Genomic DNA, 7,472 nt, shown 5'->3' on the forward strand with positions numbered 1-7,472 from the left:
CCTCCACGCCTGGACCAATCCCCGCAAGGCAGACGGGACTGGGGGCGGCACCGGCGGGGCCGACGCGTCCTCGTCCGTGCCCTACTCCACCCGCCTCGGCCATGCGTTCTGCTCACTGCTCGAGCACCTCGACCCGACGAAGCTGCCCGTCCACGGCGGGACCGCGACCACCGTGGTGGTGACGATGGACTTCGACGCGCTGATGCGTGGTCTCGGGGTCGCGACCACCAGCACCGGTGACCGGATCACCGCCGCCGACGCCCGCCGGCTGGCGTGCACGGCCAAGCTCGTCCCCGCCGTCCTCGGCGGCAAGTCGGAGGTCCTCGACCAGGGACGGGCGAAGCGGCTCTACGACACCGCGCAGCGCAGGGCGATGGGCCTGCGCGACGGTGGCTGCCGGACCGAGGGCTGTGAGATCCCTGCTGCCTGGTGCGAAGCCCACCACCTGACCCCCTGGTCCCAGGGCGGCAAGACCGACCTCGCCGACGGCGTMCTYCTSTGCTCCCATCACCACCAYCGSGCCCACGACGACCGCTACCTCCACGACCGACTCCCCAACGGAGACCTCCGCTTCCACCGCCGCAGGTAGGACCGGCGGCCATGACCACCCGGTCGGTCCGGCCAGAACTCCGTGGCGTACCAACAGCACGGCGTGGAAGGCTGCCGCCGTGCTCGCTGACGCCTGGCCCCTGTTCGCGCTGACCATCGAGACACCACGCCTCCGCCTCCGGCTCCCACGCGACGAGGAGGTCGCCGAGCTGGCAGGAGTCGCGGCCGAGGGAGTCCACGAACCGCACGAACGGCCCTTCCTCACCCCGTGGACCGAGGGCAACGCCGAGGACAGGGCACGCTTCGTCCTCCAGCAGCACTGGGGAGCGCTGGGCTCGTGGGACATCCGGTCCTGGAGCCTGGGGCTCGCGATCTTCCTCGAGGACCGGCCGGTCGGCCGCGTCACGCTGCGGGCGCAAGACTTCCAGGTGGTGCGCGAGGTGACGCCGTCGTCGTGGCTGGGGCTCCCCCACCACGGCGGGGGCTGGGCACGGAGGCACGGGCCGGCGTGCTCGCCTTCGACCACATCGGGGCCGAGGCTGCGGTCAGCGAGGTCTTCCAGGACAACCACGCGTCCCAGGCCGTCTCCCGCACGCTGGGCTACGAGGGCGACGGCATCTCCCGCGACGCTCGGGGTGGCCAGGTGCTGGTGTCGGACCGGCTGCGGCTGACGCGCCGTACGTGGGAGGCACGGGAACGACCCGAGGTCACGGTCGTCGGACTGGCGGCGGCTCGTTCGATGTTCGGCGCGGAGACGTCCTGACGCTCCCTGCCCGCGAGGCGGTCCTGCAGGACCCGGAGCAGGTCAGTCGCGCACCGTCGCGGTGGTGTCGTCCTCGCCCTGCTGCTCGTCGATACGGCGCTTGATCCGTCCCAGGCCGGGGAGCTTGGCGAGCATGTCGTTGAGCTCCCGGGACACGGCGAGCAGGTCATGGATGTCGGGCGCCACCGTCCCCAGCGTCGTCATCACCGGCAGCACGTCCCGCTCCACCCGCTCGGTCAGCTCCGGCAGGTGGTCGATGAGCCGGACCAGGGCAGCGACCTCATCGGGGTTGGTGGTGTCGGCCAGCGTCTCCAGCGTCGGCTGCAGCGTCGTGAGCGACGGCTCGAGCGCGTCGAGCAGGGTGGCGAGCCTCGCGACCAGCGGATCCGACTGCGCCACCAGCGCCTCGGCCCGGTCGACCACGGCGTCGGCGTGCACCACCACGCCGGCAGCGTCACGCGTCACCGCCTCGACCTGATCGACGGCCGACGACGCCCGTACGAGCAGGAGCTCGGCGTCGTCGAGCAGCGCCAGCACCCGGGGCACGGCCCCGAGGAGGGCCTCCACCTGGTCCGCACCCTTCTCGAGCGCGGCGAGCAGGTCACGGGGTCCGGGGACGGGAAGGCGCATGCGCCCTTCCTATCAACCCACCCACCACACGGCCGGTCAGCGCTCCGCGACGGCCAGCCGCCCACGGAGCAGCGGCTTGGCGGGATGGTCGCTGAGTCCCAGTCGGGCCAGGCAGACCTCGACGACGTGCGTGTCGTACGGCGCCAGCTCGCTGTAGCGCAGCACGGCCTCGGGGTCGGGGTGGGCCAGGAGCGCCTCGCGCATGCTGACGGCCAGGAAGTCGCCCATCTCGACGAGTGCCGGGGCGTTGGTGCCCGGCAGCAGGTCGCCGCCGTACGCCGCCACGGCACCGCGCACGTCGCCGCGGCGCAGCAGCACCTGCACCTCGTCGATGTCGGTCGCGACCGGCAGGGTCAGCCGGTAGGGACGGGACGCGAGCTGGCCACCGAGGGCCGAGCGCAGGTGGGACACCTCGGCCTTCAGCGTCGAGGTGGTGACGGCGGAGTCGCCGTACACGAGGGAGTGCAGGTGCTCCAGCGAGAGCCCCTGAGGATGCATGGCGAGCAGCGCCAGGATCTCGGTCTGGCGCCGGTTGAGCAGCAGCCGTCGCCCGTCGAGCCACGCCTCGGCAGTGCCGAGCAGGGAGAGCGTCAGGCCGGGCTCGGCCGGCGCGACGGGGGTGAGGCCGGTACGCCGCCCGGTCGGCATCGCCGTCTCGATGAGCCGCGCCATCACGCGGGCGGTGGCCAGCCCGATCGGGTGGGTGCGGTCCCACGTGGTCGACAGGTCGATGACACCGAGCTGCTCGCCGCTGACCGGGTCGTGCACCGGCGCGGCCCAGCACACCCAGTTGTGCACGATCGAGGCGTAGTGCTCGGCGCTGAACACCATCGACGGGTCGCCGGTGCGGCTCGCGATGGCCAGCGCGTTGGTGCCGACGCTGCGCTCGTCCCACCGGCCGCCCGGCACGAAGTTCACGGTCTCGGCCTTGCGCCGCATGACCCGCCCGCCGTACGTCCACAGGATGCGGGTCTCCGCGTCGGTGACCGCGATGACCAGGTCACCGTCCTCCGCGGTCCGCCGCAACTCGGCCTCAACGCGCTCGACCGCGGTCTGCAGGGGCGAGTTGCGCCAGTACGCCGCGGTGTCGGACTCGTCGGCCAGCGGCGCCTCGGTGAGGTGCGGCGTGACGGCGCCGGTCGAGAGCTGCCAGCTGTCGCGGATCTCGGGCCGCACCCGGTCGCCCGCCTCGTCACCGAGCTCGACGAAGGAGGTCCACGCCTGGACGGCCTCGAGCCGCCGGTCCCGTAGGTCGCGGTCTGAGCTCATGGTCCCCCACACGTGTGCTGCGCTGGTCGGGTGTGACGGTGGTCACGGTAGCGCGACCCGCCTCATCACGGCAGTGGGGCGACGTCAGCACGGCAGTGCCGGAGTCAGCACGGCAGTGCCGGAGTCAGCGGGGCACGTGGGGGTCCTGGTGGATACGCCCGCTGGAGGTGGCGAGACGGTGTCCGGAGCCTCCCCACTGCCGCGCCACGATCTCGGCGGCGATGGACACGGCCGTCTCCTCCGGGGTGCGGGCGCCGAGGTCGAGACCGATCGGGCTGCTCAACCGGTCCAGCTCCTCGTCGCTGAGCCCGGCGTCGCGCAGCCGCTGCATCCGGTCGTCGTGGGTACGCCGCGAGCCCATCGCGCCGACGTACGCCACCTCGGGCAGCCGCAGCGCGACCTCGAGCAGCGGAACGTCGAACTTGGGGTCGTGGGTGAGGACGCACAGGACGGTACGACGATCGACGTGCCCGGCCTCGACCTCGGCGTCGAGGTAGCGGTGCGGCCAGTCGACGACCACCTCGTCGGCCTCGGGGAAACGGCTGGTGGTCGCGAAGACGGGTCGGGCGTCGCACACCGTGACGTGGTAGCCCAGGAACGAGCCGACCCGGGCGACCGCCGCCGCGAAGTCGATGGCGCCGAAGACGAGCATCCGAGGCTTGGGGGCGAAGCCCCACACGAACACTCGCATCCCTTCGCCGCGGCGCTCGCCGTCGGGACCGTAGGTGAGGGTGGCGTTGCTGCCGGCGGCGAGCAGGCCCAGGGCGTCGTCGTGGACCGCGTCGTCGGCGCGCAGCGACCCGATCGACCCCTCGGCGTCCCGGTCGGGGCGGACGACCATCCGGCGGCCCCGCCAGGCGGGGTCGGGGTGGTCGATCACGGTGGCCAGTGCGACCGGGCGTCCGACCTCGATGTCGGCGGCGATCCCGGCGAGCTCGGGGAAGGTCTCGCGCGACACCTTCTCGACGTACACGTCCAGGATCCCGCCGCAGGTGAGGCCGACGGCGAAGGCGTCGTCGTCGGACACGCCGTACCGCTCGAGGACCGGATCGCCCGAGTCGACGACCGACTGCCCGAGCTCGTAGACCGCGCCCTCGACGCAGCCACCGGAGACCGACCCCACCGCCGAGCCGTCCGGGCCGACGAGCATCGAGGCGCCGGCGGGGCGGGGCGCGGAGCTGAAGGTGGCGACGACGGTGCCGACGCCGACGGTCTCACCGGCCTCCCACCAGGCCATCAGCTCACCCAGGACGTCACGCACGACCGACCACCTCCACGAGCTCGGCGAAGGCCGCCAGCGAGTGGCCGGCCACGAAGTCGTCGCAGTGTGGCAGGGCCGCCGCGATGCCGCCCTGGACCGGCTCGTAGCCGGCCTTGCCGCGGTGCGGGTTGACCCAGACGACGCGGTGCGCGATCCGGTGCAGGCGGGCCATCTGCTCACCGAGCAGGGCCGCGTCGCCGCGCTCCCAGCCGTCGCTGAAGACCACCACGACCGAGCCACGGGCCATCCCGCGCTGGCCCCAGCGATCGAGGAAGACCTGCAGCGTCTCGCCCAGCCGGGTGCCGCCCGACCAGTCGGGGACGGCCTCGCCGGCCGCCACCAGCGCCCGGTCGGGATCGCGATGGTGGAGCGCACGGGTGACGTGGGTGAGGCGGGTGCCGAGGGTGAAGACCTCCACCCGCGGTTGGGCGCTCACGAAGCGGTGGGAGAGGCGCAGCAGCGCGTCGGCGTACGCGCTCATGGAGCCGCTGACGTCGACCAGCAGCACCACGCGGCGGGGTCGCACCCGGCGTCGTCGCCAGGCCAGGTCGCCGGGCTCCCCCATCCGGCGCAGCGAGTCGCGCAGGGTGCGCGAGGCGTCGAGGCGGCCGCGGTGCCACCGCTCGTGCCGGGCGGTACGACGCATGGGCGCCGTGGGCCGCAGGGTCGCGAACATCGCGGCGAGCCGCTGCCGCTCCAGGGCGTCGAGGGTGGCCACGTCGCGGTGCCGCAGGACGTCGGCGGTGGTCGCCCTGGCGCGGAGCACCTCCTCGTCCGAGGCGTCGCCCTCTCCCGGGGCGTCGATGCTGGGCAGGGCCGCCGCGGGCGGCACCGCGGGTTCGCTGTCCCCGCGCCGCCGCGGCAGCTCGCCGCGGGGGTCGAACCAGGCCTCGAAGACCTGGTCGTAGCGGGCCAGGTCGTCGGGGCCGGCACAGAGCGTCGCGCGTCCCGCCCAGTACGTCGCGCGACGGTCGTTGAGGCCGACCAGGGAGGTGGCCTCGAGGAACACGTGGGAGCGGTCCTGGGTGACGGGGACGCCCGCCGCCCGCAGGGCCCGGGTGAAGCCGAGCAGCAGCGGCACCGCGTCCTCGGGGCCGGCGTCGGAGCCGGCGTCGAGGCCGAGGGACGGCAGGATCGACATCACGACGCGAGCATCCGGTCCAGCGCCTGGCGCACCCGCTCGCCGTCCTCGCGGTACTTCACGAGCGCACCCAACGTCGCCGCGGCCGTCGCCAGGTCGAGGTCGGTGGTGCCGAGGTGGTGCAGGGCGCGCGCCCAGTCGAGGGTCTCCGCGACCCCTGGCGGCTTGAGCAGGTCGTCGCGGTCGCGCAGCTGCTGGACGACGGTGACGACCTGGCGCGCGAGCGTCTCGGAGACCTCGGGTGCCCGCGACCGCACGATCTCGACCTCGCGCTCGAGGCCGGGGTGGTCGATCCAGTGGTAGAGGCAGCGGCGCTTGAGGGCGTCGTGCAGCTCGCGGGTGCGGTTGGAGGTCAGCACCACGAAGGGCGGGGTCGAGGCGCTGACGGTGCCGAGCTCGGGGATCGTGACCTGCCAGGTGGACAGCACCTCGAGCAGGAAGGCCTCGAACTCGTCGTCGGCGCGGTCCACCTCGTCGACGAGGAGCACCGCGGGGGCCTGCTGGAGCGCGGCCAGGACGGGTCGGGCGAGCAGGAAGCGCTCGTCGTACAGGCTCTTCTCGGCGTCCTCCGCACTGCTGCCGGCGCCGGCGGCCTCGAGGGCGCGCAGGTGCAGGATCTGGCGCGGGAAGTCCCAGTCGTAGAGCGCCTGCGTGGCGTCGATCCCCTCGTAGCACTGGAGCCGGACGAGCGGCAGGTCCAGGGTGGCCGCGAGCGCCTCGGCGAGCGCGGTCTTGCCCGTCCCGGGCTCGCCCTCCAGGAGCAGCGGGCGCTGCATGCGGGCGGCGAGGAACACGATGGTGGCGAGCTCCTCGTCGGCGAGGTACCCCGTGGCACCGAGACGCGCGGTCACGTCCGCAGCGGAGCCGATGTCGATGGCGGAGCCGATGTCCACGGCGGAGCTGATGTCGACAGCGGAGCCGAGGGGGGCGGCGGAGCTCAGGCCGGGGTCCATGCCAGTCAGGCTACGACCCCCACGTTGGTCGGACGTTGGCCTCGCCGCTCAGCCCAGCAGGTGCTCGGCGGTCGCGAGGAACGGGCGTCCCACCCGGTCGGCGCCGAGCGACGTCACGTAGAGCCCCGTCGAGACCCGCTCGAGGAACGCCCAGGCCCACACCCGGTCGCGGTCGGTGCCGGTGCGCTCGGYGACGAGGTCGCACCACCCCTCCAGCGTTGTCCGCGCGTCCGGTCCCGTGAGGTGCGAGCACCAGTCGCGGAGCACCACGCCCGCGTCGTACGCCGGGTCGCCACGGAAGCCGTCCGGGTCGACGAACACGTGGCCCACCGGCRCTCCCTCGCGCGGTGAGGTGACCGGCAGGGTGTTGCCGGGATGGGCGTCCCCGTGCAGGACCACGGTCGTCGACGGGTCGTGGTCGGCGAGGGCGTCGGCGTGCTCCAGCGCGGTGTGCAGCACCCGCCGGTCCGTGGGCCGCCCGAGCTGCTCGTCGAGGTCGTGCACCATCGCGCGCAGGGAGAGGGCCTTGTCCTCGCCCGGAGGGACGGCGTCGAGCGGCAGCCGCCAGGCCTCGCGCAGGGTGTCGGCCAGCAGCCCGATGGCCCGCTCGGGCGGCCCCGGCGTCTGCGCCAGCGCCGGCCCGAGGGCCTCCAGCAGCACGGCGTCGCGATCGGGGGCGTGGCCGTGCAGACGGGCGTAGCCCCGGCCCCGCGCCGCCTCCAGCACCCGCGCCTCGGCGACCAGGTCGTGGCCGGGCACGCCGACCTTGACCACCCGGTCCTGGCCGTCGTGGGTCCGGGCCCGGCAGACGTACGACGCGCTGCCGCCGGGCAGCGCCGCGCCCGTCCGCACGCCCCACCGCTCCTCGAGGTCGGCGAGCACTGCCGGGAGTGCCCGGTGCCACGC

At 73.9% G+C, this 7,472-nt stretch carries 8 protein-coding genes; 2 read left to right on the plus strand and 6 right to left on the minus strand.

The genetic code is table 11. The features are described from left to right. Together ACXJKL_RS09935 and ACXJKL_RS09940 are read left to right on the plus strand one after the other, a co-directional pair. Positions 1-589 (plus strand): DUF222 domain-containing protein (locus tag ACXJKL_RS09935; protein WP_457206896.1); only part of this gene is annotated, 589 nt, incomplete at its 5' end. Positions 590-1,003: 414 nt separating this feature from the next. Beyond that, a complete protein-coding gene (locus tag ACXJKL_RS09940) occupies positions 1,004-1,312 on the plus strand; it encodes a GNAT family N-acetyltransferase (protein WP_457206897.1) in 309 nt (102 codons plus the stop codon). Positions 1,313-1,354: 42 nt separating this feature from the next. On the opposite strand, the gene ACXJKL_RS09945 is transcribed toward ACXJKL_RS09940, so the two are convergent. The 6 genes from ACXJKL_RS09945 to ACXJKL_RS09970 form a co-directional block, all read right to left on the minus strand. Continuing rightward, complete coding sequence (locus tag ACXJKL_RS09945) at positions 1,355-1,942, minus strand: hypothetical protein (protein WP_457206898.1); 588 nt, start codon at positions 1,940-1,942, stop codon at positions 1,355-1,357. Between the two features lie 36 nt (positions 1,943-1,978). Further along, complete coding sequence (locus ACXJKL_RS09950; protein WP_457206899.1) at positions 1,979-3,211, minus strand: transcriptional regulator; 1,233 nt, start codon at positions 3,209-3,211, stop codon at positions 1,979-1,981. Positions 3,212-3,335: 124 nt separating this feature from the next. Next, positions 3,336-4,472: an XdhC family protein gene (locus ACXJKL_RS09955; protein WP_457206900.1), complete on the minus strand. Its 1,137-nt coding sequence runs from the start codon at positions 4,470-4,472 to the stop codon at positions 3,336-3,338. Further along, positions 4,465-5,613 carry a vWA domain-containing protein gene (locus ACXJKL_RS09960; protein WP_457206903.1) on the minus strand — a complete coding sequence of 383 codons (1,149 nt, stop codon included), beginning with the start codon at positions 5,611-5,613 and terminating at the stop codon, positions 4,465-4,467. Before ACXJKL_RS09960 ends, ACXJKL_RS09955 begins: the two co-directional genes overlap by 8 nt. Beyond that, positions 5,613-6,566 (minus strand): AAA family ATPase, encoded by a 954-nt coding sequence (locus ACXJKL_RS09965; RefSeq protein ID WP_457206901.1) that lies wholly within the window; start codon positions 6,564-6,566, stop codon positions 5,613-5,615. The genes ACXJKL_RS09960 and ACXJKL_RS09965 overlap by 1 nt, the downstream gene beginning before the upstream one ends. Positions 6,567-6,614: 48 nt before the next feature. Further along, the coding region (locus ACXJKL_RS09970) for an aminoglycoside phosphotransferase family protein (protein ID WP_457206902.1) at positions 6,615-7,472 on the minus strand (858 nt) is incomplete at its 5' end.

It is taken from the genome of Nocardioides sp. P5_C9_2, from assembly GCF_054049555.1.

Excerpts from the sequence above, each read along its gene's own strand:
- ACXJKL_RS09950 (WP_457206899.1), bottom strand. The coding sequence starts at position 3,211 with ATGAGCTCAGACCGCGACCTACGGGACCGGCGGCTCGAGGCCGTCCAG.
- ACXJKL_RS09945 (WP_457206898.1), bottom strand. The coding sequence starts at position 1,942 with ATGCGCCTTCCCGTCCCCGGACCCCGTGACCTGCTCGCCGCGCTCGAG.
- ACXJKL_RS09960 (WP_457206903.1), bottom strand. The coding sequence starts at position 5,613 with ATGTCGATCCTGCCGTCCCTCGGCCTCGACGCCGGCTCCGACGCCGGC.
- ACXJKL_RS09965 (WP_457206901.1), bottom strand. The coding sequence starts at position 6,566 with ATGGACCCCGGCCTGAGCTCCGCCGCCCCCCTCGGCTCCGCTGTCGAC.